Origin of the sequence: Brachybacterium sp. SW0106-09 (assembly GCF_001293905.1) — a bacterium.
GTDB classification, from domain to species: Bacteria; Actinomycetota; Actinomycetes; order Actinomycetales; family Dermabacteraceae; genus Brachybacterium; species Brachybacterium conglomeratum.
Window position 1 is genome coordinate 59,913 of sequence record NZ_BCAK01000002.1, and the last position, 25,523, is coordinate 85,435.

Sequence of the window (25,523 nt, forward strand, 5' to 3'; positions counted from 1 at the left end):
GGGACAGGGGCGCTCGCGACGGCGGGAGCGCGGCTCACTGATAGAAGACGAAGCGTCGGGCGAGGCGGAACTGGGCGGCGGTGACGAGCATGATCAGGACCATGAGGACCAGGCCGATCGCGCTGGCACGCCCGAACTCGAGCTCGCGGAAGGCGCTCTCGTAGATGACCATCACGACCGTGCGGGTGGAGTCACCCGGCCCACCGCGCGTGAGCACGTAGGGCTGGTCGAAGACCTGCAGCGCGGAGATGATCGCCATCACCGAGGCGACCAGCACGGTGGGACTCACCAGCGGCAGGGTGAGATGGCGGAACTGCCGCCAGCCGGTCGCCCCGTCGATGGAGCCTGCCTCGTAGATCTCGGTGGGGATCGAGCTCAGGCCGCCGATGAAGAGCAGGAACGAGAAGCCGAAGTTCTGCCACACGTACACCGCGATCACCACGACCATGGCCCACTGCGGGCTGGTCAGCCAGGGCACGGCCGGGATCCCCACCAGCGAGAGCAGCCAGTTGATGACGCCGTAGCTCTCGTTGAACAGGTACTTCATGAGGATCGAGACGCTCGCGGCGGACAGCACGAGGGGGAAGAAGAAGGTCGAGCGGAAGAACACTCGCAGCCACGGAGGCATCCGGGAGCTGACCAGCACGGCGAGCAGCATCGCGATGACGAGCTGGGCGGCGACCGCGACGACCACGAAGACGGCGGTGTTGAGGAAGGAGATGCCGACGGTGCGGTCGGTGGCGAGGTCGGCGAAGTTCTCCAGCCCCACGAACTGCGGGGAGGTGATGATGTCCCAGCGGAAGAAGGCGAGAGCGAGCGAGCCGACGATCGGCAGCACCACGAAGATGCCGATGCCGAGCATCGTCGGGGCGAGGAAGAGCCAGCGCAGCAGGGCGCTGTCGCGATCGGCGGTCATGAGGGGTCCTCCTCGGAGAAGACGGCGCGCAGGTCGGCGTCCAGGTCTGCGAGCGACCGTGCGACCTGGTCAGGACCGCCGGACAGCGCGGTGGAGACATTGCGGATGAGCGCCGTCTCGACGGCGGCCTGCTGCGGCGGGGCGGGGATCGGACCGGTGGACGGGAAGCGGTCGAGGGTCTCGTAGAAGCGGGACCAGTGCTCCGGACCGATGCCGGTGTACAGGGAGTCGTTCACCATCGAGCGCCGGGTGGGAGTCGTCGACGGGGTCGGGAAGGCGAGCTCCATCGCCTCCTTCGAGGCGGTGTACTTGATCCACTCCCAGGCCTGGTCCGGCTTGTCAGTGGTCTTCATGACCGCGTATCCGGCACCTCCGAACTGGTGACGCTGGGTCTTCCAGCGCGGGAAGAACTGCACGTCGTACTGCTCGGGGCGCATGCCGCCCTCGGCGAGTCCCTGCACCCAGTAGCCGCCCGCGGGGGTGGTGCCGATGCGACCGGAGGCGAACAGGCCGACGAGGGTGTTGCCGCCGCCCTCCTCGGGACGCACGGCGAGGCCCTCGCCGACGAGGCCGCGCAGGTGCTCGAAGCTCTCGTGGACGCGGTCGTCGGTCGCGTTGGAGCCGGTCCAGAGATAACCGCCGGAGCGTTGCTCGCCGGGATAGAAGGTGGACCAGAAGTTCTCGCCGCCGCTCGCCCGCTCCTCGATCAGGAAGGAGGTGTCGTTGACGTAGAGCCAGGGGACGATCCCGCCGAAGAGGCGGTTGGTCCAGTAGTACGGGGTGGCGTCGCCCTTCATGCCGCGCAGCAGCTCGGTGAAGTCGTCCTTCGTCCAGTCCTCCCCCGGCATCTCGAGGCCGTTGCGCTCGAGGACGTCGAGGTTGAGGTACATGTTCGCCGCGTTGAAGTCGAGCGGGAGCTGGTAGAGGGAGCCCTTGTACATGAACGCCTCGATGAGGCTGGGGTGGACGTCCTCGAAGTAGTCCTTCATCTCCTCCGCGTCGCGCAGGAGGTAGTCGTCCAGCGGCAGCGCGAGGCGTTCGGCGAAGAGCTGCGCCCCCTCGGTCGCCGTGTAGACGATGTCGGGCTGGGTGCCGGAGGCGACCATCGTGAGGATCTTCGCGAAGAAGTCTCCCCAGTCGGTGGCCTGCACCGACTGGATCAGCACGGGGATGTCGGGATGGGTCTCCATGAAGGCATCCGCGATCGCCTGACGGCCGGCCGCGTCCTGGGAGGTGCCGAGGATCAGGATCGTCAGGGCGTCCTGGCCGCGGCCGGGGATGTCGGCGCCGGTGAGGCGGGGCCAGGCGGCGACGGTGCCCGCGAGGGCTGCCGCGCCGCCGGCGCCGAGGAGGGCGCGGCGGGTGAGGGTGGAGGGGCTGGCCATGCGGTCCTCTTCGTCGAGAGTCGGGACAGTCGAAGCGGGTTGATGCAGGAGGTGCGAGTCGATGCGGCTGTCCGGCGTCATCGCCGCCACACCGCTTTCACGCGTGTCCAAGTCGTGCGAGACAAGTATGGAGCGCTGCTTTCACACGTGTCAACCCTGATCCCCCGGCGACGCCCGGAACCCATGACGCGGGCCGGTGAGCCCAGCCCGGGACCAGCCCGGGCCCGAAGCCGGCCCAGACCCGGCCGGAGCACCACCGGTCCCGCCTCGACCAGCCCTGGCAGCGGACGTCCCTCGACCAGCCCTCGCAGCGGACGTCGAGCGAGGTCAGCGCCCCCGAGCCATCCCCACCGACTCCCGCTCGACGAGCGGGCAGTCGACGACCACGAGACCCGCGTCGTCGCCCGCCGCCTCGCCCTCCAGTCGCGCGAACAGCGCACCCATCGCCCGGCGCCCCATCTCCTCGTGGGGCAGGGCGATCGTCGAGAGCTTCGGAACGAGCCGCTCGGCGAAGAAGTCCTCGTCATCGAAGCCGATCACCGAGAGATCCCCCGGAACGGAGATTCCCGCCGCGGCCGCGGCCTGGAGCACCCCGGCAGCGACCCGGTCACGGATGCAGAACACACCCGTCGGCGGATCCTCCCCCGCGAACAGCCGGGCGGCGGCCCGGTAGCCGTCGTCGATCTGCCACCCCGCCTTCACCATCCGCGGTTCGAGGCCTGCGTCCGCCAGCTCGTCACGAAAGCCGGCCTCCCGCTCGAGAACGGCCACGGAGCGATCGTCGCCGGAGAGCATGGCGATCCGCCGATGACCGGTCTCGATCAGGCGACGAGCAGCACGTCGGGCGCCGCCGTAGTCGTCGGGCACGAAGGTGGGCGGCAACTCGGCACCCTCGCCGCGCTCGTCCGCCCCGGCCGGCACCGGTTCGTGGTTCGCCAGCACCAGCGGGATCCCCGGCGGCACGACGGGGAGGGGGCCCCTCATGCGGCCCATGGTCGCGTAGAGCAGTCCGTCGACCTGGCGCTCGGCAAGGAGGCGGGCGGCATCCTCGACTGTGTGGTCGCGCAGCGAGAGGTCCACGGTGATCACGAGGTGATCGTGCCGGGCGGCGACCATCGAGGCGGCGCGCGCCATACGGCCCGCGAAGGGCGAGGTCGCGATCTCGTCGGTGATGAGACCGATCGTGCGCGAGCGACGCTCCTTGAGGGAGATCGCGAGGGCCGAGCGGGTGTAGCCGAGCTCGGCGGCGGCGGCGAGCACGCGCTGCTGGGTGGCCACGGCGACCGTCCCCTCCACACGTCCGTTGAGCACCATCGAGACGGTGGCCCGCGAGACACCCGCACGCGCCGCGACGTCGGCGGAGGTGGGGCGGCGGGACGAGGAGCTCACAGCTCGTAGGGTACGCGGCTCCTCCGACCGGCGGCGGGCCGGGATCCGTGGCTCCTTCCCCGTGTTCCCGGCCAGTCGTCCCGTGCCCGCCCGGCCGCTCACACCACCGCGGTCATCCCGCCGTCGACGTGGAGGGTCTGGCCGTTGACGAAGCGGCTCGCGTCGCGGAGCCTGACATCTCTCGCAGCTTAGGCAAGCCTTGCCTTATCTGCTCCTCGCGGCCTAGGGTGACCGCTCCGGCACCCGCCGGGCACCGACCATCGCCGAGGAGCACCGTGTCCCCGATCCCCCTGCGTCACCTCCTGATCGGCGACGAGCACGACCTCCCCCTGCTCGGCGCCCTGCTGCGCACCCTCCCGCGGGACACCGTCGGCGAGCTCGTCCTGGAGCTGCCGGACGAGCGGCGGCCGCTGCTGCCGACGCCGCCGGGGGTGACCACGCGCCACCTGGTGCTCGGACGGGGCTGGCGGCGCGGGGACCGGGCGTGCGCCGCGCTCGAGGCCTGGACCGAGGAGTGGCTGCTGGAGGAGCATCTCGGGGCCGAGGCCCATGCGATCTTCGTCGGCCTCGCCCACAACCCGAAGGTCGCGGCGCTCTGCGAGCGCCTCGCCGCCCCGCACCCGACGCTGCACATGCACCGCCCGAGCCACACGCACTCGGTGCGCTGAGCGCTCGGACCCCGCCGGACCACGACCGTCAGCCGCCGCACCGGCCCCGCTGTACCACGGTCATCGACCGCCGCCAGGGCCCCTTCGTACCACGATTGCCGGCCGCCGCCCCGGTCCCTCCGTCCTCCGCGGCGGCGCATTGCGCGCCGATACTGGCCGCATCGGGCGGCCGCACCGCCCGCCCCACGCCCCGACCACCAGGAGGACCCTGTGACCGTCGTGAAGATCAACCGTCTCGCCGTCCCCGCCGGACAGGCGGCCGAGCTCGAGAAGCGCTTCGCCGCCCGGAAGCACTCCGTGGACGGGGCGCCCGGCTTCGAGGGCTTCGAGCTGCTGCGCCCGGTCGCGGGCGAGGAGCGCTACTTCGTCCTGACCCGCTGGGCGGACGAGGAGAGCTTCCGGGCCTGGGCCGACCAGCGCGAGGCCCGGGATCCGTCGACCACGGTCTCCCGGGCCGAGGGCATGCTCGAGTTCGAGGTCGTCGACCTGGACTGACTCGGGCGCTCGGCCCGCTTCGCGATGGAGCATCCCGGGAACCCCGTCGAAGCGGACGGGACGGGGAGAACTCCCCATGGTCACATCGCCTCCGGGGCTCTACTCTCCGGAAGCACAGACCACCATCCTCAGGGGGAATCCGATGGCGGCGTTCACCGCTGCACTGGACAGCACACTCGTGCGCGATGCCGCCGCACGGGCACGGGACGCCGGTGCGGATCTCAATCCGCTGTGGCGGACCATGATCACCGTCCCCGACGCCCCGTCCCTCGATCCGGTCGAGCACGATCCCGAGCACGAGACGCTCCTCCGGCGCGCCCTGACCTCACCGTGCGTGGCCGCGGTCGGCGTGACCCCTGCCGACGGCCCGCGCACCGAGCTGCAGATCTCCGTCGATGCCGAGGGCGCCATCGTCTGCGCCCGGCGAGGCGACGGAGCGGCCGGCTGGTCGCCGGTGGACGCGGAGGCGCTCCCCGAGATCGTCATATCGATGACCCCTCCGGGATCCCGGCTGGCGGCCCCGGCGTCCATGACCACCCGCTCGAAGGCCACTCGTCTGCAGCTGAGCAGTGCACAGGTCGAGCAGATCCGCAGCGCCGTCGAGCACGGCGACACCGCCGACAGCGCCATCGCTGCGCTCCCGGATCTCGATCCCGACCTGCGCGATGCGCTGACCAGCAAGGGTGATCGAGCGAGCCTCGCGATCCACCTCATCCCGCCCGCCCCGGAGGAGAGCGTGACCCTCCTGCGCCGGTGGACCAGCGGGGAGCGGGGTCTCTACAGCGCCGACGGGCCGGCGGGGCCCCTCGCCGGGGTGCACCCGGTCGAGGACGGGGACTTCTTCGGCACCGTGATCCCCCTGCTGCAGGAGGGCACGCGGATCGCCCGGGCGCACTCGACGGCGGGAGGTGCGGCATGAGCGGCTTCCGGGGGATGGACCCGGAGCAGGCGCGCACCCACGTCGAGCACCTGCGCACAGGATCCCGGCGGATCGATGAGATCCATGCCGAGATCGACGCGTTCGTCCAGGGCGTCGACTGGGTGGGACCGGACCGCGAGGGCTTCGTCCAGGAATGGGCCGGTCAGGTCGGTCCGCAGGTCAGCTCGCTGAGCGAGCGCCTCCAGGGGCTCGGCTTCGACCTCGAGGCGGAGGCCGACCAGCAGGATGCGGCCTCGGAGCCCGGCGGCCACGGCGGCGGCGACCCCGAGAGCCTGCTGCCCGAGGACGTCACCGACTTCCTGGACCGGCTCGACGAGGGGATCCGCGGACTGCCCGAAGGGCTCCAGCGCCTGCTCCCCGACATCCCCTGGGCGGAGATGATCGCGGGTGGCGTCGTCGACCTCGCTGAATGGAGCGAAGGCGTCCTCGAGGGCGGCCGCGACGTCCTGAAGGGGCTGCCCGGACCGCTCGGCGACCTCTTCGACGGCCTGCCCGACGGGGACATCGAGATCCTCGACGAGCGCTCCGAGGTCGAGCTCGGCGAGGAGCCCCGCCACGTGCAGGACAGCGACGCCCCGCAGGATCTGGCCGACCTCGTCCTCGACAACGACGAGACCCGCCGCGACATCACGACCGTGCCGCCGGGTGGAGAGTACGACCCCGAGGATTCGGCACAGATCCGGATCCAGACCATCCAGGGCGCCGACGGCACCGAGCGGTACATCGTGCACGTGCCGCCCACTCAGGGCGCGGACCTGTGGTCGAGCGAGGGCAGTCTCCCGGGGACCCTCGAGGGCTGGAACGGGCAGGGCCAGCCCTTCGGCTGGGCCAACAACATCTACGCCATGGCGGGGCGGGAGAACGCCGGGGCGAACGCCGTGACGGCCGCGATTGAGGAGGCCGGCATCCCCCCGGGCTCGGACGTCGCCTTCGTGGCGCACTCCCAGGGCGGTCTGGTCGCCGCGCAGCTGGCCGACGACCCCGCCTTCAACGCCGCCACCGGCGCGGAGGGCACCTACAACGTCACCGACATCTTCTCCGTCGGCTCCCCGGTGCAGACCTACACCCCGGCGCAGAGCTCCACAGATGTGGTCAACGTCCAGCACGTCCAGAACGAGGGGACCGACGGGGACTTCGTCCCCACGCTCGATCTCGAGGGGCGCTCCTTCCGTCATCCCGGCGGCAATCCGGCGGAGAACGTGCAGGACGTGCACATGCAGACTCCGCACGAGAACCCGGACTTCCCGCAGCCGGACGCGGCCCACAACGCGCATGAGTCGGTGCACCGCAGTCGCGACGGCTCCTACTCGGATACGTCCGGCTACTACGGCACTCTCACCCAGCATCCCGACCATCCGACCCTGGCGGACAAGGCGGATCGCATGGACGGTCTGTACATCGGCGAGGACGTCACACTCACCGAGGACGTGGTCATCGATGCCCGCCGGATCTGACGCGATCCGGCCCCCTCGGAGCGCTCAGATCAGACCGTAGTGCTCGAAGAAGTCTCCGAAGTGCACGGCCGCGTCCTGGTCGGCATACTCGGAGCCCAGCAGCTCTTTCGGCGCGACGGTGGAGCCGTCTGCCCCGTGGGCGACCACCAGGACTCTGCGCATCTCGAACCCGTCGTCGAGCTCGAAGACGTACTCGGTCACCTCCCGCCACACTGGATCCAGGGCCTCCAGAAGCTGATCCTGCCCGACGTCGAAGTGGATGTCTCCGCGCAGGCTGGTGCTCATGGTCCCGCCGCCGCTGGTCTCCATCTCGGAGGAGGTCACATGCTCGAACTCCTCCACCGGGTCGTTCAACGAGTCCGTGCGCGACGGCAGCAGACGCCCGCACGCCGCCAGCGCGGCGATCATGCCCGCAAGTCCTCCGGCCATCAGTACTCGCCTCCGCATCCGCTCCGCCTCTCCTGATCCCACCCCTGCGATTGCTCCAGCATCGCAGATCCTGCCTGCTCGCTCACCGTCGGCGCGCCTCCCCGGCCCGCCCGCTCAGCTCCAGGCCCCGGTGTCCTGCGCGCTCAGCGCTCCGCGAGGTACAGCGGCTCGCCGTCGATCGTCTCGACGGAGATCAGCGCGGAGCCCCGCTCCCCCTCGGCCAGCTCGAGGGCGACGATCGCGGTCGCCCGGTCCCCGTCGGTGAGGGCGCCGATGTCCCGGAGCGGGGCGGCGGTCGCGACGTCGAGGTCCATGTGGCAGCTGGCCCAGGACGTCGACTCGAGGCAGAGGTAGAGGTCCTCGGTCGGGACCGTGCCGCCGGGACCCGTGTACGCGACGTCGACCGTGGCCAGCACGTATCCCGCACTCGGGTCGGGCGGGGGGTTCGCGGGGTCGGCGGCGACGGCGGCGTCGGCATCCCAGTCCACATCGGTGACGGTCACCTCGACGACCCCGCCGCTCACCGTCGGCCAGGACAGGGTGTGCTCCCCGAGCGTGGCGGGACGGTCGTAGGTGCCGACGTCCGTGACGACCGCACCGGAGGCATCGGTGACCCTGCCCGGCGTGTACATGCTCGAGTACCCGCCGACGGGATCGCTCATCACGTACGGCGCACCGCCGTAGAAGTAGAACAGCCCGCCGAGGACGAGGACCAGCACGAGCACGAGGCTCGACACGGCGAGCGCCAGGGAGGACAGCACGATCGCGACGATCGGCAGCGCGCTGCTCCGGGCACGCTCCGGCGGCGCCGACGGGGGCGGGAGCAGCGAGGGGTCGGACCAGGTGTCCACCTGCGCAGGTTCGGCCTGCGCGGTGTCGGCATGCGCGGCGTCGGCATGCGCGGTGTCGGCCTGCAGGTCATCACGCTGCGTGGGCGCGAGCAGTGCCCATGGAGCGGGAGCAGGGTCTGCGGCGCCGCCGGGGGCGAGGGCAGGCAGGGGCTGAGGCGTGGAGCCGTCGGACATCGGTGACCGCCAGGGGTGCAGAAGGGACCAGGAGCCCGCGCTTCCGGTGGCCCGTGCGGCAGCGGTGAGCGCAATGTAGCAGGTCGCGCGGCGATTCTCGCGCTCTCGTCACCGACAGGTGACCGTGGGGGCCGGCGGGCGGGGCGAGGCGTCCCGCTACGCTCACCGACATGGCCGCGACATCGCCCGTCCCGGCCCCTCCCGGGAGGCTTCGCCGGGTGGGGACGGTCCTCGCGGTGCTCGCAGGCGGGCAGCTGCTCGCCGGCGTGCTCGTGGCGCTGCTCGCCGCTCCCGCCTCGAAGCTCCTCGCCCTCGCAGCGGTGCTCGTCGCTCTCGCGACGTGGCCCGTGGCGGCCTCGACGCTGCGTCCGCGCGCCCCGGGTGCGGTGACGGCGGCGGACGCGTTGACCCTGCTCCGCCATCTCGGGGCGGCTGCGCTCGCGGTGGCGACCGTGCTGGCCCTCGGCGGGGAGCTGGCCGCGCGGTCGTGGCCGCTGGCCGCGCTGATCGCGACGACCCTGGCCACGGACGCCCTGGACGGTCCCGTCGCACGGCGCACCGGGAGCGCCGGCCCGGTCGGCGCCCGGATCGACATGGAGGCCGACGCGGCGCTGGTGATGGTGCTGTCCGTGCTCGCGGCGACGGTGGTGGGGCCGTGGGCGCTCGCGATCGGGCTGATGCGCTATGCCTTCGTGGCGGCCTCGCGGGTGCGGCCTGCGCTGCGGGAGCCGCTGGCCTTCAGCCAGTTCCGGCGGCTCGTCGGCGGAGGTCAGGGGGTTGCGCTGCTGATCGCGCTCGTCCCCGCCGTGCCCGTCCCGGCGTCGGCCGCGGTGGTCGCCCTCGCCCTGGCCCTGCTCGTGGTCTCCTTCGGACGGGACGTCCTCCGCCTCGAGCGTGCGCAGCGGATGGCTCCCCGCTGAGGGGGCGGCGGGCCCACCTCTCCTTCGGCATCCCCCTGTTCGCCCCCGACGGCCTCGGCCGCCTGGGCCTGCTGGCACTGCTGTACGCGCCGCTGGCGGCGCTGGAGCAGTTCCGGCCCGCTGACGAAACCGCCTGTCTCCGGCGCGCCGGCGACGGTGCTCCTGCCGGGACGCGGCCTCAGCCCTCGAGGGTGATCAGTCGCTTCCCTCCGGGCGCGACGATCCGCACCTCGGGGCCGAAGGTCGCGTTCTGCACCTCGTGCGCGAACACGTCGGAGGAGACCATCGCGGCGAGGACGCCGACGCCGCCCGCGCGGAAGAGGAACAGCTGCGCGGAGGACTGGTAGTGCTTGCCGTTCAGCAGCGTCGCGCCGGCGGCCTCGTTGACGCGCCCGGCGGGGGTCGCCTCCGGGAACACCATCAGCTCGTCGAACTCGACATCGACCACGTCGGCGAGAGCGCGCTCACCGCCGCCCTCCCACAGAGGACCGATCGCGTCGTCGATCGTGGAGCCCGAGGTCAGCTCGAGCTCGCCGTACGCTTCCGGACGTCCGATCCCACAACCGGTCACCGACGCTCCGGCGACGAGGGCCGCCAGAGCGAGCGCACCGCGTCTGGACGGCCGGAGTCCCCTCCGATGGTGGCGGATCGAGACGGGACGGACCTGCGAGGCCATGACCGGGCTCCCCTCCCCTGAGCGCACGAGCGGCGGCGGAGCCCCCGCTCCGCCGCCGCATCCTACCGACCTGTCTCGAAACGGCCGCTCACGCGAACGCGCTGGTCCCGGTGATCGAGCGACCCACGATCAGGGACTGCATCGTGTCGGTGCCCTCGTAGGTGTGCAGCGCCTCGATGTCGCTGCGGTGGCGGATCACGCGGTTCTCGAGCAGGATCCCGGAGCCGCCGAGGAGGTCGCGGGCGTTCGAGGCGATCTCGCGGGCGGCGCGGGTGTTGTGCACCTTGGCGAGCGAGGCCTGCTCGGGCCGGATGGTGCCGGCCGCCTCGAGGTCGGCGAGGCGGCGGCAGTACAGCTGCATCGAGGTGAGGGTCTGCAGCATGTCCGAGAGCCGCACCTGGACGTGCTGGGCCTTGGCGAGCGGGCGCCCGAACTGGATGCGGGTGGTGGCGTGCTCGAGCGCCGCCTCGTAGCAGGCGATCGCGTGGCCGAGCGCGCCCCAGGCCACCCCGGCGCGGGTCGCGAACAGGACCCTGGAGGTGTCCTTGAAGGAGCGCGCCCCGGGCAGGCGCTGATCCAGCCCCACCCGCACCTCGTTCAGCGTGATGTGCGCCTGGTGGATGGCGCGCAGCGCGACCTTGCCGCGGATCACCTCGGCCTCGTAGCCGGGCAGGGACTGGTCCACGAGGAAGCCGCTGACCTGACCGTTCAGCTGCTCGTCGGAGGGATCATCGATCCGCGCCCACACCACCGAGAGGTGGCATCCGGCACCGTTGCCGATCCAGCGCTTCTCGCCGGTCAGCACCCACTCGTCGCCGTCGCGGCGCGCCACGGTCTCCAGCGAGACCGAGTCGGAGCCGTGGTCGGGCTCGGTGAGGGCGAAGGCGGCGTGCTCGGCACCGGTGGCGAGGGAATCGCCCCAGCGCTGCTTCTGCTCCTCGGAGCCGAGCAGCATGATCGAGCGCAGCGCGAGCCCGCCCTGCACGCCGACCATGGTGCCGACGCTGCCGTCGATCCGGGAGAGCTCCATGTTCACCAGGCCCGTCGCGAGCGGGGAGAGGGTGCGATGGCCGGGCACGTCCAGGCCGTCGGTGAGCAGGTCGAGCTCGCCGAGGCGGGCGACGAGCTCGATCGGGTACTCGCCGCGGTCCCACCAGTCGTTGATCCGCGGCAGGACCTCGTCGGCGAGCGAGCGGGCATCGGCCCAGGCCCTCAGGTCCTCGCCCTCGACGTCCTGGAAGAGCGCGAAGTGGTCCGCGGTCGCGGGCAGGAGCGTCTCGGGGGTGGCGGCCGACGCGTCGGGGGCGGAGACGACGGCGCGGTCGGTGACCACCGAGCCGACGCGGTCGCGGTTCTCGTCGGTGCCGGGGTTGCCGCCGAGGGAGATGTGGCCGGGCGCCGGGGCGTCCCAGCTGCTGGTGTCGGTGGTGGTGCGGGTGTCGTTGCTGGTCATCACTTGATCCTCTCGACGATGAGGGCCATGCCCTGGCCGCCGCCGACGCAGAGGGTGGCGAGGCCGTAGCGGCCGTCGCGCTCGGCGAGGCCGTTCAGGAGCGTGGTGGTGAGCCGGGCGCCGGTGGAGCCCCAGGGGTGGCCGAGCGCGATCGCTCCGCCGTGGACGTTGAGCTTGTCGTGGGGAATGCCGAGGTCCTCCGCGGAGGGGAGCACCTGGGCGGCGAAGGCCTCGTTGAGCTCGACGAGGTCGATGTCCTCGATGGTGAGCCCGGCGAGGTCGAGGGCCGTCTTCGTCGCCTCGACGGGGCCGAGGCCCATGATCTCGGGGCTGAGCCCGGAGACGCCGGTGGCGACGACGCGGGCGAGCGGGGTGATGCCAAGCTCTTTCGCATACGTTGCTTCCATCAGCACGAGCGCCGCGGCGCCGTCGTTCAGGGGGCAGCAGTTGCCGGCGGTGACGGTGCCGCCCGGGCGGAAGACGGGGTCGAGACCGGCGACGGCCTCGTAGGTGACGCCGGCGCGCGGGGAGTCGTCGGTGTCGACGACGGTGCCGTCGGGGAGGGTGATCGGGGTGATCTCGCGGGCGAAGAAGCCGGAGGCCTGCGCGGCCTCGGCCCGATTCTGGGAGCGGGCGGCGAACTCGTCCTGCGCCTGACGGGGCACACCGCGCAGCTCGGCGACGTTCTCGGCGGTCTGGCCCATCTGGATGTACGCATCGGGCAGCTCGCCGTCCTCGCGCGGATCGTGCCAGGGGGCGGGGATCTCGCGGGAGGCGCGCTTGTCGGTGCGCTCCCACGCGGCCTTGAACTGCGGGTCGCGGGCGTCCTCCTCCATGAGCTTGCCGGTGCTCAGCGAGATCGACTCGACGCCGGCGGAGATCACGGCGCGCGCCTCGCCGGAGGCGATCGCGTGGAAGGCGGCGCGGGTGGTCTGGATGGAGGAGGCGCAGAAGCGGGTGACGGTCGCGCCGGGCACAGTGTCCAGGCCGAGCTTCACGGCGACGGTGCGGGCGAGGTTCCCGCCCTGGTAGCCCTCGGGGATCGCGCACCCCAGCTGCAGGTCGTCGATGGTGGCGGGGTCGAGCTGCGGGACCTGGTCGAGGGCGGCGCGGATGGTCTGCGCGGCGAGATCGTCGGGCCGGACGTCCTTCAGCGAGCCCTTGCGGGCGCGCCCGATGGGTGAGCGGGTGGCGGCGACGATGACGGCTTCGGGCACGGGTTCCTCCTGGGACGGCGGTGTCTTCGGGCGGGCCGGAGTCGCAGTGCGGCCGCAGGGATCCGCGTCAGCGGGGACCTGCGGCCGACGTCGGCTCCGGACGCCGGCGTTAGTGATACTACGGGTTGCAGGTACCTGGTGGGAAGCGGACCCGTGCTCGGCGCCACCGGGTCGCCGCCCGGATCATCCCCGGCGCGGGGTGAGGAGAAGGCGCGCGAGCAGGTCGATCGCGGCGCCGAGCACGCCGATCACGAGGATCACCACGAGCATCTCGTCGTAGGCGAGGCGGTCGCGGGCGTTGAGGATCTCGTAGCCGAGCCCGCTGGTCACGCCCAGCATCTCGGCAGGCACCAGCACCACCCAGGCGATGCCGAGGGCGAGCCGGATCGACTGCAGCACGGCCGGCCGCACCGAGGGGACGAGCACCGTGCGCAGCATCTCGCGCCGGTTCGCGCCGAGGGTGTGGGCGACGGCGACGTAGCGCGGATCGATCGCGGCGACCGCCGCCGCGGTGCCCAGCAGGATCGGCCAGATCGCCGCGGCCGCGACGAGGAAGACCACCGGCGCCGAGCCGACCCCCAGCAGTGCCACGGCCACCGGCGCCCAGGAGAGCGGGGAGATCATGCGCACGAACTGGACGGGCAGCGCGCTCGCCCAGCGGGTCGGCCGGTGCAGCCCGATCAGCACCCCGGCGGGGATGCCGACGGCGGCGGCGATCCCCATGCCGAGCAGCAGACGGAGCGTGCTGGTGACGAGGTCCTGGACGAGCACGCCGGTGGAGAGCAGGGAGGCGAGGGCGGAGGGCACGCCCAGGGGGGTCAGCGCCGCGAGCATGGGACTGCCCGCTCCGCCGACCGCGGTGAGGGCCCACCACGCGAGCCCCACGGCGAGGACGCCGAGCGCTCCCCAGGCCAGGGCCGGACCGCGCTCCGCACGCACGCCGCGTCGACGGCCGGGGCGCCGCGACGCCCCGTCGGCCCCGCGCCCCGCGGGACCCCGGGGACGGGCCTCGGCGGTCGCGCCGTCCCGAGGCGCGGGCCGGCCGGGGTCGTCGGGGTCGAGATCAGTGGGGGCGAGGCTCATGGGGCGATCTCCTCGGGCTGGTCGAGGCCGACGAGGGAGCCGGGGTCGATCCGGCGAGCGGCCTCGCGCAGGGCCGTGTCGTCGACGACGAGGTCGTGGGCGTCGGCGGGGTCGATCTCGGCGAGCGCGCCGAGCGGGGCGTCGAGCACGGTGGAGCGCATCTCGCGGACGAGCTGCGCGGTGAAGCCGGGCCTGAGCACGGGGGTGAAGTCGATGGTCTCGCCGTGCCAGTCGGGGTGGGCGACGTGCGCGTGTCCGGCGCCTTCGCGGTGCATCGCGGCGGCGATCGCGGGCAGGGGCTGGGGGAGGTAGGTCCCGGCGAGCTCGGCGGCGACGCCCTCGCGATCCTCTCGGCAGGCGATCTGGGCCCTCACGAGAGCCTCGGCGACGCCGGCGATCTGCTCGGGCGAGCGGCGCAGGAGCGTCCCGGAGGCGACGGTGACGCAGCAGGGATGGGAGCGCCACACGTCGCCGAGGAAGCGGCCGATGGTGCCGGCTCCCGTCGTCTCGCCCATCGCGTTGAACGGGTCGGCCACGGTGTATGCGCTGATCGATCCGGCGTCGAGCGCCGGGATCATGTCCGACGGCGCCATCGGCACCAGGGTGACCTCGCCACGGTCGCGAGAGGCGGTGCGTCGCACGACGGGGGTGAGCCCCTCGGCGCGCAGCATCTGCTGGACGATGACGTTGTGGATCGAGAACCATCCGGGCACGGCGAGGGTGGAGCCGGCGAGCGCTCCGAGCTCGGGCACGTCCCGGCCGAGGGTGAGGGCGGAGCCGTCGACGTGGTTCGCGCCGAGCACGGCGATGTCGGCACCGAGGTCCAGACGCATCTGCAGCGCCATCGGGAACAGCAGGTGGACCAGGTCGACGCTCCCGGCCAGCAGTGCCTCGCCCATCGTGGCCCAGGAGCGCAGCCGCACGGGCTCGGCCACCTCGACCCCGGCCTCGGCGAAGAGGCCGCGGGAGTGGGCGATGAGCAGCGGGGCGGCGTCGGTGATGGGGAGGTAGGCGATCCGCAGCGGTCGCTGCGGGGCCGTCCCGTCCCGCCCCGTGCCGCCCGACCCGCTCCCGGCCTGCCCGCCGCGGGACCCCGGGACCTCGCCGCGGGCGGCGAGGCCGAGCCCGGCGCCGGCGAGGCCGGACAGCGCGAGCGCTCCTCCGCCGCCGAGGACGGCGCGTCGGCTCGGACCCCGCGCGCCCGACGGCGTGCGCGAGGAGCGCCGAGGGGTCACGCGCCCGCCTCGACGACGGCGCCGCGCCGGTAGTGGGCGAGCACCTCCTCGCGGGTGGTGCCGTCCTTCCGCGGGGTCCAGTCGGCGGTGATCCCGCGGGGCCCGTCGAGGTAGACGATGCGGTCGGCGACCACGAGCGCCTCGTCGACGTCGTGGGTGACCAGCACCGCCGAGATCCGCACGCGGGTGAGCACGTCGCGCAGCCAGGTCTGCAGGTCGGCGCGGATCGCGGGGTCCAGGGCGGAGAATGGCTCGTCGAGCAGCACCACCGCGGGGTCGACGGCGAGCGCCCGGCCGAGGGCGACGCGCTGGGCCTGCCCGCCGGAGAGTTCGGACGGCAGGGCGCCTGCGAGCTCGGCGATGCCGAGGTCGTCCAGCAATTCGGGGACCCGCTCGGGGCGGAACCGGCCGGCGTTGGCGGAGTAGCGGCCGCCGAGGGCGATGTTCTCGGCGACGGTGAGCCAGGGGAAGAGGTCCGGGGACTGCGGGACGAGCGCCGGCAGGCGCGGATCCGCGCCGCGGTCGATGCGTCCGGACTGCGGCTGGTCGAGGTCGGCCAGCAGCCGCACCAGGGTCGACTTCCCCGCCCCGGAGGCGCCGAGCACGCACAGGGTCTCGTGCTCGGCGACCTCGAGGTCCAGGTCCTGCAGCACGGGGCCGGCGCCGCCGGGATAGCGGTGGGTGACCCCGTGGAGCGCGAGGCTGCTCATGCGTGCCCGTCCGTCGGGACCGGGACGCCGGCGCGGGCCAGCAGATGGCGCAGGTGCGTCTCGGTCGGTGACTGGACGGGCAGGAACGCCGCCTCGCGGGCGCGGCGCGAGGTGTCGGAGGCGAGCGCGTAGCCGCGACCGCCGACGATCTTCTGCTCGAGCCGGGTGGCGCGGCCGGTGAGCAGCGCGGCCTCGAGCCGCACCCGCACCAGCTCGGCCGGCCGCACGGGGGCCGACGGCGCGGCACCCGCCGGAGACCCGCCCGCTACAGACGGACCCGACGGAGACGCCCCCGACGGAGGCGCATCCGACGACGCGGCGTCCGAGGGGCCGCCTGCGCCGCCCGCACGCACCGCGGAGGCCGCGCGCACGCCCGCGGCGAGTGCTCCGCGCAGGTGCTGCCAGTCCTCGGCCGCCGCGGAGAGCTCCTCGGCGAGGACCTCGCGGGCCACGTCGTCGGCCCCCGCCTCGGCCGCATCCAGGGCCGCCCCGGCGAGGCCGAGGCACATGGCGGTCTGGATCTGCAGGAACGTGGCGCGGACGTCGTCGCGGAAGGCGGGCAGATCGCGGGTGAGGACGTCCTGTGCAGGGATGCGCACCTCGTCCAGCAGCAGCACGCCGGAGGCGGTGGCGTCCAGGGCGGTGAGGCCGGTGAGCTCCTTGACCCGCACCCCGTCGGCGTCGCGCCGGTGGCGCACGACGGCGCGTCGGCCGTCCTCCCAGCGCACGGGCGTGACGACCCAGCCTCTCGGTCGCAGGTTCGAGCACCACGGCAGCACGCCGGAGACGGCGACCCCGCCGTCCGGGGAGTCGGTCGCGAGCAGCGGGATCTCGCAGAGGCCGGCCTCCTCCTTGAAGGCGGGGGCCATGCCGGAGGCGAGGGCCACGACGCCGGACGCGGCGCCGTCCGGCAGCGGGGTGCCGGTCGCCTCGTGGTACGCGATCGCGGAGCGGTGGCCCCACAGCGCGAAGGCGCTCGCGGTGCAGCGCCGGGCGAGGGCATGGGTGAGCTCCGCGGCCTGGGGCAGCGGTGCGGCGAGGAGGTCGAGCTCCCCGAGCGCGGCGAGCTCGTCCCAGAGGTCCGCCTCGGCCCGGTCGACCTCCCCGGCCCGCTCGGCGACGCGGGCGAGCACGGGCGCCGTCGCCGCGGGCAGCACGGCGAGGCCGAGCCCGTCGCGGGTCGCGGGATCCGTGCCGGCCGCGGGCGCGGGGGCACGCTCGGAGGTGGCGGTCATCAGGCGCCCGTGGTGTCGAGCTCGATCGCGCCGAGCGCCCAGATGCGGTCGATGGGGGTGGAGACCGCCTCGCGAGCGCGCACCACGGCGTCCTCGTCGGGAGCGTCGTAGAAGCAGAGGCACTTGGCGGTGTCCTCGCGCACGTAGGTGCGCAGGAAGCTGGTCTCGGGGACCTCGGCGTACTTCGGGGCGTTGGCCTTCTTGCGGGCGAGGTACTGGTCCATCGTGATCTCGGCGGGGATGTCCCACTCCACCAGGTAGCCGGCGCCGCGGCGCAGGGCCTTGATCTCCTCGAGCTCGGCGCCGACCAGGCGCACCTCGTCGGGACCGTGCACGGCGCCGACGACCTCGCGCAGCTCGGCGACGACCGTCCCGGCCCCTTCGGCGTCGTCCGCCTCGAGGATCGTGAACAGGCGGGAGTGGTCCGCGGCGACCTGGGACTCGATCAGCTCCGCCGGGGCCGTGTCACCCGCTGCGGCGCGCAGGGCATCGAGCACGGCCTGGCTGCCCTCGCGAGTGGTGGCGGCGGGCTCGATCTCGAGGAGGAAGAGCGACATGGTGCACCTTTCGTCGTCCGCTCCGACGCCATGACAGACCGAAGCATTACTTATGGTGCCCATCAGCATCGCACAGGGCGGGGTGCCCTGTCGTCCCCGTGCCCGCAGGCGTCCCGGGCCACGGCGCGCGGGCGGAATGTAGCCTCGCCCCCATGTGCTCGCTCCGACCCGCCGCGTCGGCCGCTCCCGATCCCGCGCCGGACCCGGCCTCCGGCTTCACGATCGACGTCCCGACCCTGGCCGACGTCCCGGGCCTCGCCCGGGTCCACGTGCGCGGCTGGGAGGTCGCCTACGGGCACGCGCTGCACGGCGAGGAGTGGTTCGGCGAGCCCGCGATCGCGCGGCGCCTCGAGCACTGGACCCGCTGGCTGACCCCGGGCACGCCGGAGGCCGACGAGGGCATCTTCCGGGTGGGCCGCGACGGGGACGGCATCCCCGTCGGCCTCGCCACCTCCTGGCCGCCCCGCGATCCGCAGCCGGTGCGGGACCGGGAGCTGTCGGTGCTCTACGTGCTGCCGGAGTGGCACGGTACGGGCATGGCACGCGCCCTGGTCACAGCGCTGATCGGCGAGGAGCCGGCGAGCCTGTGGGTCGCCGAGGACAACCGCCGCGCACAGCGCTTCTACGCGAAGCTCGGCTTCGCGCCCGACGGGGCCCGGCACGTGGATCCGCGGTGGCCGGCCCTGCCGGACATCCGCTTGGTGCGCTGAGCCGGACAGCGGTCAGAGCGGAGGCTCGGGAGACGTAGGGGCCGAGCGACGGGCCACCCCCTCCCACGAGCCACGAGCCCTCGGCCTGTGCGCCACCCCGGTGCTCCGCCGCCCGCACCGACCTCGACCCATACCTGCTCTCAGCCCCTGAGCAGGACGGAGTCCGAGGTCAGCGCACGGCACCGCTCGGACAGCGTGATGCCGAGCCCCGGCCGGTCCGGGAACAGCATCTGGCCCTCGCGCATCGCCAGCCGCTCCTCGAACAGCGGATCGAGCCAGTCGGAGTGCTCGACCGGTCGGGGACCTTCTACTCGATCGGGATCCGGGCGCTGCTGGCGGGCACGAGCTTTCTGGACCGGGACCCGCGGGTGCGGCCCCGCGCACGAGGCGGAGATCCTCGCCGCCCTGCGCGCGGCGCGGGACCGCATCGAGGAGTCCGCGCCGGCACCCGCCTGAACCGGCGATCCCACGCACCCGCCCCCGCTCCACCCGCCCGCCGGGACCCCACGGCCGCGCCGCGGGTCGGACCGCACCCGCTCGAAGATCCTCCCCCGGGTGGACGTCGACGCCCGCCCGGGCGGACGCGCCCGACGCACCCGTCGACGGATCGTAGAGGCATGAAGAACGCGACCATCGCCACCAGCCGCACACGAGCCACCTCCGACCACCTCATCGCCTACCGACCCCTCCCCAGCGCCTGGGGCGACGTCGACGCGCTGCACGCCGTGCGCGAGCGCCGGGCGCTCGCCGCCGCCCAGGGGCTCGACCCGAGCACGCTGGAGCTCCGGGCCCCCTCGGAGCCCGCCCCCGGGCTCACCTCCAGGCACCACTCCGCCCCTGCGCGCGGGCCCGCCGACCCCGATCGGTCGCCCTCGCGCCGCCGCCCCGCACGCTCCCGTCGCCCGGCACGCCACCCCGCCCCGGCCGGTCGCCATCGGGAGCGCCCCGCCCATCCGGGCCTGCTCGCCCCGCTGTTCGGCGTGCTCCGCGGTGCCTGAGCTGCAGCGGCCCGCCAGGGCGCCCTCGCCGCCGACCCGCCCGACCCCCGCCCCTGGACCGCCTCGCCGCCCGGGAAGAAGCCCCCGAGCAGGGCTCGGCCCACTGGAAGCAGAGTCGCCCCTCGACATCACTTGCCGTTCCGTGAAGCAACTCCTAAGCTTTCCAATATGGAAAGTGATCAGCCGAGCCGCCCGGATGCCGGCACGCCGCCGCCCACCGCGGGAGAGGCGCGCGCCGTGCTGGACTCCCTCGACACCGACGCCGCCCAGCTCGCCTCGCGCCTGGAATCTCCGTGGTGGTACAACGTGACGCTCGGCGCCCTGGTGGCCGCAGCCATCAGCGCGCAGGCGCTGCCCGGGATCCCCGGGCTCACGGCGATCGCGCTGGTGATCATCTGGCTCCCGTTCCTCGTGCAGGCGTACTCGTCCCGCTACCGGATCTCCATGACGCGACCGGCAGGCCCGCGCAGCCGGCGCATGCTTCTGCTGATCCTCGCGGTGCTGGCCCTGCTGATGGGCTCCGGAGTCGCGCTGAAGCTCGCCTCGATGCCGCCGTGGTGGGCGCTGGTCCCTGCCTCCGCCGGGTTCGTCGCGACCGTGCTGCTGGGTCGCCGGTACGACGCGGTGCTGCGCTCCGAGATCACCGCCCCCGACTCCCCAGCACAGCGATGATGAGCAGCGCCTCGACGAACGGCACCCCTTCCCGCTCCGAGAAGGCTCCCGCTCCCGCGCCCGCGTTCCACGAGCTGATCCACGCGCCGGTGCGACTGCGGGTCTGCGGCCTGCTGCGCAGCGTGGACGAGGTCGAGTTCGCAGTGCTGCGCGACACCCTGCAGCTGAAGGACGCGCACCTCTCGAAGAACCTCCGGCTCCTGAGCGATGCCGGCCTGGTCTCCACCCGCAAGGAGCTCTCCCCCACCCGCGACGACGCACGTCGACTCACCTGGGTCTCGCTCACCCGGGCCGGCCATGCAGCGTTCTCCGCACACCTGGCCGCCCTCCGCGCGATCGCCGACGGCGACCCTGCGCTCCATGCCTGACCCGGGGCTCCCGAGCACCGATGCGATCGGCCGCACCAGCGCTCCCGGCGGCTCCGGCATCGTTCGCCGCCACAGCTCCGTCGGCCGCTCCGACCGCCTGCGCCGGGGTGCGGCGACGGACGGCGAGGACTCCGATCAGCAGCGGTCCCAGATGTGTTCGAGCGCCCTGGAGGATCCGTGCTCGCGGCTGCCCCTCGGGGCCGACACCCACCCCGGCCCTCGTCCCCGAACCGGCCCGGCATCCCGGCCGGTTCGCACGCCCCGTCCACCTCGGCGCGTCCGCCTTCGGCGGTCCTTCCCCCGGACCACCTCGGATGAGCCTGTCCGGACTCCGGGCCTGGCGCATCGGGCTGATCCCGGATGTGGACAGCGCATGCGGGGCGATATCCGGCGGTGCCCGCGCACCGCGCCGTGCCGCGGCATAGGATCGGCGCCATGACCAGCGCTTCGGACCGTCTCGCCGGCGAACGACTCGACTACCTCGCCGGATCCCTCGCGGACGCCGCCCCCGCGGACCCGCTCGAGCTGTGCAACGCCTGGCTGCGGGACGCCTTCGCCCGGCGCGAGTCGCGCGGCGACATCTCGGATCCGACCGCCGTGGTGCTCTCCACCGTCGCGCTCGGTGCCGACGGGACGCCGCGTCCTCGCTCCCGGACCGTGCTGCTGAAGGGCCTCGACGCGGACGGCGCCGTGGTCTTCACGAATCTCGACTCCGACAAGGGCCAGGAGCTTCGGACCACGCCGCGGGCCGCTCTGCTCATGCCGTGGTATCCGCTGCAGCGACAGGTGCGGATCGAGGGACGCGTCGAGGAGGTGCCGGCCGCCGAGTCCGACGTCTACTGGGCCACGCGTCCGCGCGGCTCCCAGCTCGGGGCCTGGGCCTCGCACCAGTCCCGCCCGATCGACTCGCGTGAGCAGCTCGAGGCGCAGTACGCCGAGGTCGAGGCCCGTTTCGAGGGGGTCGAGGTGCCGCGCCCGGAGTTCTGGGGCGGGCTGCGGATCCATCCGCAGCGCATCGAGTTCTGGCAGGGGCGAGCGCACCGGGTGCACGACCGGATCGTCTACGAGCGTGCGGCCGACGACACGGGCTCCGGCTCCTGGGAGCGGCACCGCCTGCAGCCCTGAGACCGATGCCGCGGCTCACCCCGGATGGCGCAGGAACCGCTCCGGCGCCTCGAGGAAGCTGCGCCAGGTGCGGACCAGGTCGAGGTCGTCGTAGTCGGCCCGGCGCAGGCCCCACTCGCCCAGCTCGTACAGGTCGGCATCGGGCAGCGCGGCCAGAACCGGTGAGTGGGTGGACAGCACGATCTGCGAGCCGGCGTCGGCGATGCCCTGCAGCAGGTCGAGCAGGGCGAGGCAGCCGCTGAGGGACAGCGCCGACTCGGGCTCGTCCAGCAGCCACAGCCCGCGGATCCTCGAGCGCTCCTCGACGAGCGCGAGGAAGGACTCGCCGTGGCTGCGCTCGTGCATCATCCCGCCGACGCCGATCTCCTCGTAGTACGTGAACAGGGAGTGCATCGTCTCGGCGCGCAGGAAGAAGCCCGAGCGCGGGGTGCCGGCGCCGCGCACGAGCTGGAGATGCTCGACCAGCGGCGACTCGGTGCGGCGGGTGGCGTGCATCGCCCCGGTCCCGCCGCCCTCGGGGTTCAGCCCGTAGGCGCCGGCGAGCGCCTCCACGAGGGTGGACTTCCCGGCGCCGTTGTCGCCGGTCAGCACCGTGATCGGGCCGAGCTCGAGGCCGTCGCGGAGCACCTGGCGGATCGGGGCGAGGGTCGCCGGCCACGCCGCCTGGTCCGCGGGGGCGAGGGGGTGCTCGCGCAGCTTCCGCACCGGCAGGGCCGGGGTGGCGAAGGGCGTGCGCGAGGGCCCGGGCTCGTCGAAGTCGTCGCCGAAGAGGCCGTCCATCAGCTGCTGCTCGCCTCCGCTCTGCTGTCCGTGGCACTATCCGTCGGCTCGGCCGGCCAGGCCGCTCCCGCGGGGCCGTCCATCACACGCCGAAGGCGGGCGGGTAGGCGATCTGCCCGCGCGGCGTCGGACGCTCGGGGGCCAGGGCGAGGGCGAGGAAGGCCTCGTCGGGCACGTCGAACGGGGCGGTGACCCCGACCCCGGAGGCGGGGGTGAAGCCGAAGCGGGGGTAGTACTCGGCGTGACCCAGCACCACGACGAGGTTCTCGCCCTGCTCGCGCGCCGCAGCGAGCGCGGCGCGGATCGCGGCCGAGCCCGCGCCGCGTCGCTGCTGCGCGGGCAGCGTCGCGCAGGGGGCGAGCGCGAGCACGGGCTCCCCGCCGACGTGCGCCCTGGTCAGGAGCGCCTGCGCGACCGGTCGCGGGTCCCCGTCGGCGTGCGCGATCCAGGAGAGCCCCTCGATCCAGGCCTCCCCGTCGGCGCGGAGCGCCTCGACGAGATCCGCCTCCTCGGAGGTGGGGAAGCCGGCGACGAGCAGGTCGCGCAGCGCGGCGGCATCGTCGTGCCGCTCCGCGCGGGTGCGCCATGCGGCGGGGGCGTCGGGCGCCTGGGCGGAGTCGTGAGAGCTCATGCCTCCAGCATGCACCGTCGTCCGGACATCCTTCCCGAGGACCGCTACCCTCGTGCACGCCCCTCCCTCCCCGATCCCCGCGAGGTCCTCCATGTCCCAGGCGCGCTCTCGCACCCCGCTCGTGCTCGGCATCATCGGCGGCGTCGCGTGCCTGGGCCTCGTCCTGGTGCTGGTGCTCGGCGGTGTCGCCGGCTACCTGATCCTGCGCGAGGGCTCGGATCCCGGCACCGGCACCGCCACCGAGGAAGGCTCGGCGGAAGGCGCGGAGGGCTCGACCGGCTCCGGCGAGGTCGTGGCACCGCCCGGGGCGGCGGCCGACGAGCCCTATCTCGAGCTCAGCACCAGCGACGACGGGCCCGTGGTCGACGTCTACCTCGACTTCCTGTGTCCGCACTGCCAGACCTTCGACGCGACCCACGGACCGGACCTGCAGGAGATGGCCGAGGCCGGGGAGATCACGCTGCGGGCGCACCCCCGCCCGATGCTCGATGCGACCTCCTCCCCTACCGGCTACTCGGGCCGCGCCGCCAATGCCGCGCTCTGCGCCGCCGCGGAGGACCCCGCGAACTGGTATCCGGCGTCGGCCGCCCTCTTCGCGCAGCAGCCCGGCTCCGCGGGGCTCCCCGATGAGGAGCTCATCGGCATCGTCGAGGAGGCCACGTCGGTCGACATCTCCGACTGCCAGGCCGAGGGCACCTATCTGCCCTGGCTGGAGCAGGTCGTCGAGCCGGAGGCCCAGCAGGCCGTGCCGGGCACGCCGGCCGTGCTCATCGACGGCGAGCAGTTCAGCGGCGACCTCACGAGCTCGGGGTCCGTGCGGAAGGCCGTCGAGGCGGCCTGAGCACCGCGCGCCCGACCGACTGCTCGGGAGCACGCGAGCACGGCAGCAGATGTCCCCGGTCGCTCCCCGCACCCCGTTCGGTGTCCCCCCGGCGACGCCCGGGCGAACACCTGAGGACAGTCCAGCTCCCGCCCTGGGTTCTCCCCGGGGCCGGTCCTACCGTGGAAGCATGCAGACCGAGACCTGGCACTCCCCCGTCGGCCTCACCCACGACGCCGGGTGGGAGCTCGACGTCCGACGCACCCTTCCCGCCCCGCCCTCCGAGATCTGGCAGCGACTGCTCGCCGAGTGGCTCCCCCAGTGGCTGGGCGTCGAGTCCGTCCCCCAGATGGTCGGTGCCCCGGTGCGTCGCGGGGGCCGGGTCCACGGCCGGGTGATCGGCTGCCATGTCGGCCGACGCGTCCGCCTGCGCTGGACCCCCGACACCCTGGACCACGAGACGGTGTTCCAGGTGACGCTCCAGGAGGCCCCGGAGTCCCTCGGCCGGGCCACGATCCTCGAGATCCATCAGGAGCGCCTGCTCGGCGCCGCCGAGCGACAGGGTCTGCTGGACCACTGGAACCTCGTCCTGGACGACGTCGTCGCCGCCCACGGCCGCGAGCTCGCCGGAGGCCGCCTCGACCTGCAGGGCTGAGAGCCCGGCAGTCAGCCCTCCGCGCAGTCAGCCCTCGTCGACCTCGTGGCTGATCGCGCCCTCGCCCTCGGGGATCTCGGCGTGCTCGCGCAGCACCTCGATGCGGGCCACGTCGATGTCCACGCCGCCGGAGATCCCGGAGACCGCCCCGTCGAAGCGTAGCTGCCACACGGCCCAGTCGCCCTGCACGGGGCGGCTGCCCGCGGAGAACAGCCAGTCGGGGCGTGAGTCCGTGACCGGCAGGCCGTAGTGATCGCGCCACTCCGAGGAGGAGTAGATCAGCAGACGACGGCCCCAGGCCTTCTCGACGATCGCCGTGAACGCGTCGACCTCGGCCTGCGCGTCGACCGCGCCGGGCCGCTCCTCGCAGGCACCGTCGAACTCGAGGTCGAGAGCGGGCGGCAGCGCCGAGTCGTCGGGCGGGGCCGCGGCGAGGAAGTCCTCGGCCTGGTCCGCACCGGAGGAGCAGAGCGTGAAGTAGTGGTAGGCGCCGGGGACCACCCCGGCCGCCTGCGCGCCGTCCCAGTTCTCCTGGAAGCGGGAGTCGACGAAGCCCGCGCCCTCGGTCGCCTTGATGTACGCGAAGCCGTACCCGTCGGAGGCGACCGCCGCCCAGTCGATCTCCTCCTGGTGGGCGGAGACGTCGATGCCCATCACCTCGTCGGGCGCGAGCGTCGTCTCCGCGGGCAGGTTCTCGAGCGCGGCCGCGTCGGCCGAGGTCGCCGCGACCTCCATCGCCGCGTCGTCCGCGGTGAAGGGCGCCGGATCGCTCTTGGCCGCCTCCTGCCCGCCCCCGCCGAGGCCGCGGATCACCGAGACGGAGCATCCGCCGATGACCAGCACGAGCAGCAGCGCGAGGGAGCCCGCGACGATCTGACGTCGGCGGACCTGCTCAGGCGTGAATCGTGGCACGCACCGGACGCTACCGGAGCAGGCCAGGCCGCCGCGGGAGACGTGCCGGGCGGGAACGGAGGAAG

At 73.5% G+C, this 25,523-nt stretch carries 28 protein-coding genes and 1 pseudogene; 12 read left to right on the plus strand and 17 right to left on the minus strand.

Features of this window, described 5'->3' with window-relative positions:
* Positions 1 to 34: 34 nt before the first annotated feature.
* The 3 genes from Y09_RS01650 to Y09_RS01660 all read right to left on the minus strand — a co-directional run bounded on the left by Y09_RS01650 (position 35) and on the right by Y09_RS01660 (position 3,690).
* Complete coding sequence (locus Y09_RS01650; RefSeq protein WP_053915932.1) at positions 35 to 916, minus strand: carbohydrate ABC transporter permease; 882 nt, start codon at positions 914 to 916, stop codon at positions 35 to 37.
* On the minus strand, positions 913 to 2,301 hold the full coding sequence (locus Y09_RS01655; protein WP_053915933.1) for an extracellular solute-binding protein: 1,389 nt from the start codon (positions 2,299 to 2,301) through the stop codon (positions 913 to 915). Before Y09_RS01655 ends, Y09_RS01650 begins: the two co-directional genes overlap by 4 nt.
* 327 nt (positions 2,302 to 2,628) lie before the next feature.
* A complete protein-coding gene (locus Y09_RS01660; protein WP_053915934.1) occupies positions 2,629 to 3,690 on the minus strand; it encodes a LacI family DNA-binding transcriptional regulator in 1,062 nt (353 codons plus the stop codon).
* Positions 3,691 to 3,965: 275 nt separating this feature from the next.
* Between Y09_RS01660 and Y09_RS01665 the strand changes: the two genes are divergently transcribed.
* From Y09_RS01665 to Y09_RS01680, 4 genes are all read left to right on the plus strand, one after another.
* Positions 3,966 to 4,358, plus strand: coding sequence for an SIP domain-containing protein (locus Y09_RS01665; RefSeq protein ID WP_053915935.1), 393 nt, complete (start codon positions 3,966 to 3,968; stop codon positions 4,356 to 4,358).
* A 210-nt stretch (positions 4,359 to 4,568) separates the two neighbouring features.
* On the plus strand, positions 4,569 to 4,853 hold the full coding sequence (locus Y09_RS01670; protein WP_010549164.1) for an antibiotic biosynthesis monooxygenase: 285 nt from the start codon (positions 4,569 to 4,571) through the stop codon (positions 4,851 to 4,853).
* 142 nt (positions 4,854 to 4,995) lie between these two features.
* Complete coding sequence (locus Y09_RS01675; RefSeq protein WP_053915936.1) at positions 4,996 to 5,772, plus strand: hypothetical protein; 777 nt, start codon at positions 4,996 to 4,998, stop codon at positions 5,770 to 5,772.
* The gene (locus tag Y09_RS01680) at positions 5,769 to 7,247 is read left to right on the plus strand and encodes a hypothetical protein (RefSeq protein ID WP_053915937.1); all 1,479 of its coding nucleotides are present in this window, start codon (positions 5,769 to 5,771) and stop codon (positions 7,245 to 7,247) included. The genes Y09_RS01675 and Y09_RS01680 overlap by 4 nt, the downstream gene beginning before the upstream one ends.
* Before the next feature lie 24 nt (positions 7,248 to 7,271).
* On the opposite strand, the gene Y09_RS01685 is transcribed toward Y09_RS01680, so the two are convergent.
* Both Y09_RS01685 and Y09_RS01690 read right to left on the minus strand, forming a co-directional pair.
* The gene (locus Y09_RS01685) at positions 7,272 to 7,655 is read right to left on the minus strand and encodes a hypothetical protein (protein ID WP_053915938.1); all 384 of its coding nucleotides are present in this window, start codon (positions 7,653 to 7,655) and stop codon (positions 7,272 to 7,274) included.
* 164 nt (positions 7,656 to 7,819) lie between these two features.
* Positions 7,820 to 8,701, minus strand: a complete 882-nt coding sequence (locus tag Y09_RS01690) for a hypothetical protein (RefSeq protein ID WP_053915939.1) — start codon at positions 8,699 to 8,701, stop codon at positions 7,820 to 7,822.
* Between the two features lie 170 nt (positions 8,702 to 8,871).
* Here Y09_RS01690 and Y09_RS01695 point away from each other — a divergent pair, with 170 nt between their 5' ends.
* Complete coding sequence (locus Y09_RS01695) at positions 8,872 to 9,621, plus strand: CDP-alcohol phosphatidyltransferase family protein (RefSeq protein WP_148639481.1); 750 nt, start codon at positions 8,872 to 8,874, stop codon at positions 9,619 to 9,621.
* 178 nt (positions 9,622 to 9,799) lie between these two features.
* Here Y09_RS01695 and Y09_RS01700 read toward each other — a convergent pair whose 3' ends face one another.
* The 8 genes from Y09_RS01700 to Y09_RS01735 form a co-directional block, all read right to left on the minus strand.
* Complete coding sequence (locus Y09_RS01700) at positions 9,800 to 10,192, minus strand: hypothetical protein (protein ID WP_234695594.1); 393 nt, start codon at positions 10,190 to 10,192, stop codon at positions 9,800 to 9,802.
* Between the two features lie 193 nt (positions 10,193 to 10,385).
* A complete protein-coding gene (locus tag Y09_RS01705) occupies positions 10,386 to 11,750 on the minus strand; it encodes an acyl-CoA dehydrogenase family protein (protein WP_053915942.1) in 1,365 nt (454 codons plus the stop codon).
* Positions 11,750 to 12,967, minus strand: a complete 1,218-nt coding sequence (locus tag Y09_RS01710) for an acetyl-CoA C-acetyltransferase (RefSeq protein ID WP_053915943.1) — start codon at positions 12,965 to 12,967, stop codon at positions 11,750 to 11,752. Before Y09_RS01710 ends, Y09_RS01705 begins: the two co-directional genes overlap by 1 nt.
* 183 nt (positions 12,968 to 13,150) lie before the next feature.
* The gene (locus Y09_RS01715) at positions 13,151 to 14,050 is read right to left on the minus strand and encodes an ABC transporter permease (protein WP_082358576.1); all 900 of its coding nucleotides are present in this window, start codon (positions 14,048 to 14,050) and stop codon (positions 13,151 to 13,153) included.
* Complete coding sequence (locus tag Y09_RS01720) at positions 14,047 to 15,285, minus strand: ABC transporter substrate-binding protein (protein WP_053915944.1); 1,239 nt, start codon at positions 15,283 to 15,285, stop codon at positions 14,047 to 14,049. Before Y09_RS01720 ends, Y09_RS01715 begins: the two co-directional genes overlap by 4 nt.
* A complete protein-coding gene (locus Y09_RS01725) occupies positions 15,282 to 15,995 on the minus strand; it encodes an ABC transporter ATP-binding protein (RefSeq protein ID WP_053915945.1) in 714 nt (237 codons plus the stop codon). Before Y09_RS01725 ends, Y09_RS01720 begins: the two co-directional genes overlap by 4 nt.
* On the minus strand, positions 15,992 to 17,230 hold the full coding sequence (locus Y09_RS01730) for an acyl-CoA dehydrogenase family protein (RefSeq protein ID WP_053915946.1): 1,239 nt from the start codon (positions 17,228 to 17,230) through the stop codon (positions 15,992 to 15,994). Before Y09_RS01730 ends, Y09_RS01725 begins: the two co-directional genes overlap by 4 nt.
* Positions 17,230 to 17,787: a DUF4242 domain-containing protein gene (locus Y09_RS01735; RefSeq protein ID WP_053915947.1), complete on the minus strand. Its 558-nt coding sequence runs from the start codon at positions 17,785 to 17,787 to the stop codon at positions 17,230 to 17,232. Before Y09_RS01735 ends, Y09_RS01730 begins: the two co-directional genes overlap by 1 nt.
* A gap of 152 nt (positions 17,788 to 17,939) precedes the next feature.
* On the opposite strand from Y09_RS01735, the gene Y09_RS01740 reads away from it, so the two are divergent.
* Positions 17,940 to 18,497 carry a GNAT family N-acetyltransferase gene (locus tag Y09_RS01740; RefSeq protein ID WP_082358577.1) on the plus strand — a complete coding sequence of 186 codons (558 nt, stop codon included), beginning with the start codon at positions 17,940 to 17,942 and terminating at the stop codon, positions 18,495 to 18,497.
* Positions 18,498 to 18,637: 140 nt separating this feature from the next.
* Here Y09_RS01740 and Y09_RS16720 read toward each other — a convergent pair.
* Positions 18,638 to 18,790: pseudogene (locus Y09_RS16720) on the minus strand (mandelate racemase/muconate lactonizing enzyme family protein); the annotation flags it as partial.
* Positions 18,791 to 19,114: 324 nt separating this feature from the next.
* Between Y09_RS16720 and Y09_RS17420 the strand changes: the two are divergent.
* The 4 genes from Y09_RS17420 (at position 19,115) to pdxH (ending at position 21,660) form a co-directional block, all read left to right on the plus strand.
* Positions 19,115 to 19,495 carry a hypothetical protein gene (locus Y09_RS17420; RefSeq protein ID WP_053915948.1) on the plus strand — a complete coding sequence of 127 codons (381 nt, stop codon included), beginning with the start codon at positions 19,115 to 19,117 and terminating at the stop codon, positions 19,493 to 19,495.
* 168 nt (positions 19,496 to 19,663) lie between these two features.
* A complete protein-coding gene (locus Y09_RS01750; RefSeq protein ID WP_148639482.1) occupies positions 19,664 to 20,167 on the plus strand; it encodes a hypothetical protein in 504 nt (167 codons plus the stop codon).
* Complete coding sequence (locus Y09_RS01755; RefSeq protein ID WP_053915950.1) at positions 20,167 to 20,535, plus strand: transcriptional regulator; 369 nt, start codon at positions 20,167 to 20,169, stop codon at positions 20,533 to 20,535. The genes Y09_RS01750 and Y09_RS01755 overlap by 1 nt, the downstream gene beginning before the upstream one ends.
* Before the next feature lie 435 nt (positions 20,536 to 20,970).
* Entirely contained in the window at positions 20,971 to 21,660 is a 690-nt protein-coding gene (gene pdxH / locus Y09_RS01760; protein WP_053915951.1) for a pyridoxamine 5'-phosphate oxidase, read from the plus strand.
* A gap of 15 nt (positions 21,661 to 21,675) precedes the next feature.
* On the opposite strand, the gene Y09_RS01765 is transcribed toward pdxH, so the two are convergent.
* Both Y09_RS01765 and Y09_RS01770 read right to left on the minus strand, forming a co-directional pair.
* Entirely contained in the window at positions 21,676 to 22,440 is a 765-nt protein-coding gene (locus tag Y09_RS01765) for an AAA family ATPase (protein WP_082358578.1), read from the minus strand.
* 82 nt (positions 22,441 to 22,522) lie between these two features.
* A complete protein-coding gene (locus Y09_RS01770) occupies positions 22,523 to 23,071 on the minus strand; it encodes a GNAT family N-acetyltransferase (RefSeq protein WP_148639483.1) in 549 nt (182 codons plus the stop codon).
* 91 nt (positions 23,072 to 23,162) lie between these two features.
* On the opposite strand from Y09_RS01770, the gene Y09_RS01775 reads away from it, so the two are divergent.
* Together Y09_RS01775 and Y09_RS01780 are read left to right on the plus strand one after the other, a co-directional pair.
* A complete protein-coding gene (locus tag Y09_RS01775) occupies positions 23,163 to 23,912 on the plus strand; it encodes a thioredoxin domain-containing protein (RefSeq protein WP_053915952.1) in 750 nt (249 codons plus the stop codon).
* Between the two features lie 169 nt (positions 23,913 to 24,081).
* Positions 24,082 to 24,546, plus strand: a complete 465-nt coding sequence (locus Y09_RS01780; RefSeq protein WP_010549140.1) for an activator of Hsp90 ATPase 1 family protein — start codon at positions 24,082 to 24,084, stop codon at positions 24,544 to 24,546.
* A gap of 27 nt (positions 24,547 to 24,573) precedes the next feature.
* Here the strand turns inward: Y09_RS01780 and Y09_RS01785 are convergent, their stop codons facing one another.
* Positions 24,574 to 25,458 (minus strand): GH25 family lysozyme, encoded by an 885-nt coding sequence (locus Y09_RS01785; RefSeq protein WP_053915953.1) that lies wholly within the window; start codon positions 25,456 to 25,458, stop codon positions 24,574 to 24,576.
* Positions 25,459 to 25,523 lie beyond the last annotated feature (65 nt).